At 74.2% G+C, this 1,842-nt stretch carries 3 protein-coding genes; all 3 read right to left on the bottom strand.

Going from position 1 to position 1,842, the window contains the following annotated elements:
* On the bottom strand, positions 1-296 hold a 296-nt coding region (locus tag ACTUAL_RS14555), incomplete at its 3' end, for a DUF993 family protein (protein WP_440900619.1).
* 35 nt (positions 297-331) lie between these two features.
* Entirely contained in the window at positions 332-1,477 is a 1,146-nt protein-coding gene (locus ACTUAL_RS14550) for a Gfo/Idh/MocA family protein (protein WP_440900618.1), read from the bottom strand.
* A gap of 99 nt (positions 1,478-1,576) precedes the next feature.
* Positions 1,577-1,842: hypothetical protein (locus ACTUAL_RS14545; RefSeq protein WP_440900617.1), on the bottom strand; the 266-nt coding region annotated here is incomplete at its 5' end.

Below are 1,842 nucleotides of genomic sequence, written 5' to 3'. Positions count from 1 at the left end.
GCGACGATCTTGCCACCGACCGAGGCGGCCTCCGCGGCACTGCGCTTGACCAGCTCCTTGGTGGCCGCGTAGTCGAGGCCCATGCCCCGCTGCGCGGTGTCCATCGCCTCGGCGACGCCCAGCCCGTGCGCCCACAGGTGCCTGCGGAACGCGAGCGTGGCGTCCCAGTCGATCGCGGCGGGCGCGCCGGGGGCGTTGTCCCCCAACGGGTCCGCGACCACGTGCGCGGCGGCGAACGCGACCCTGGTCCGGAACGGCTCGGCCGACACGACCCGCGCGACCGGCTCGCGCAGCACGTGGACCCGCCCGCCGGGCAGGACGACCTGCGCGCTCACCACCGCTCCAGCTCGACCCGGCGCCCCTCGTCGGAGGAGCGCAGCCCGGCGCGGGCCAGCTGGATGCCCCTCGCCCCGGCCAGGAAGTCGTACGGGTGCGGGGCGTCCTCCACGACGTGCCGGACGAACTGCTCCCACTGCGCCTTGAACCCGTTGTCGAACTCGGCGTTGTCCGGGACCTCCTGCCACTGGTCCCGGAACGAGGTGGGCTCCGGGACGTCCGGGTTCCACACCGGCCGGGGCGTGGTGGCGCGGGACTGCACGACGCAGCGGTGCAGCCCGGCGACGGCGCTGCCGTGCGTGCCGTCGACCTGGAACTCGACCAGCTCGTCCCGGTGCACGCGCACGCACCACGAGGAGTTGACCTGGGCGATGACCCCGCCCGGCAGCTCGAAGATCGCGTAGGCGGCGTCGTCGGCGGTGGCCGCGTAGGTCTCGCCGCGCTCGTCCACCCGCTGGTCGACGTGCGTGGCCACCCGCGCGGTGACCGCCTCCACCCGGCCGAACAGGTTCTCCAGCACGTAGTTCCAGTGGCAGAACATGTCCACGGCGATGCCGCCGCCGTCCTCCACCCGGTAGTTCCAGGAGGGGCGCTGCGCGGGCTGCCAGTCGCCCTCGAACACCCAGTAGCCGAACTCGCCGCGCACCGACAGCACCCGCCCGAAGAACCCGCCGTCCACCAACCGCTTGAGCTTGAGCAGTCCGGGCAGGTAGAGCTTGTCGTGCACCACCCCGTTGCGCACCCCGGCCGCCTCGGCGAGCCGGGCGAGCCCAAGGGCCTGCTCGACGGTCTCGGCGACGGGCTTCTCGGTGTAGACGTGCCTGCCCGCGTCGATGGCGCGCACGACGGACTTCTCGCGCACCGAGGTCAGCTGCGCGTCGAAGTACAGCGGGCAGCCGTCGTCGGACAGCGCCGAGTCCAGGTCGGTGGTCCACCGGGTGAGCCCGTGCCGCCCGGCGATCTCGGCGAGCCTGGTCCCGCTGCGCCCGACGAGCACCGGTTCGAGCTGCACCCGCGACCCGTCGGAGAGCGGGACGCCGCCCTGCTCGCGGATCGCGAGCACCGAGCGGAGCAGGTGCTGGCGGTACCCCATGCGCCCGGTGACCCCGTTCATCACCACGCCCAGGCTTCGCGCTGCCATCGTTCGCGCCTCCTTGGAAAGCGTTTACCAGGGTGACGGTAGGCGCGCGGCGGTCGCGGTGACAAGCCTGCCGGGCGGGCGCCTTCGGCAGGGCCGGGGTCAGTTCCCGAACCTGCCGTCGGCGATGATCCGCAGCCCGCGCTCCCCGGTCGCGTGCCGGATGAAGGAGTGGGCGGGAGTGCCCTCGGCGGGCGCGCCCCCGGTGCAGGGGTGCTCACCGGCCCGGAACGGGCAGCGCTCCCTGGCGGCCGGGTCGTCGGGCGCGACGGCGTTCAGGGACACGACCTTCAGCGCGGCACCCGCCCGGACCGCCGCGTTCGCCGCACCCAGCTCCGCGCGGCCAATCGCCCCCGGCGTGCCCGCCA

The organism is Actinosynnema sp., assembly GCF_052038725.1.
This window is presented reverse-complemented; position numbering and strand designations above follow the sequence as displayed.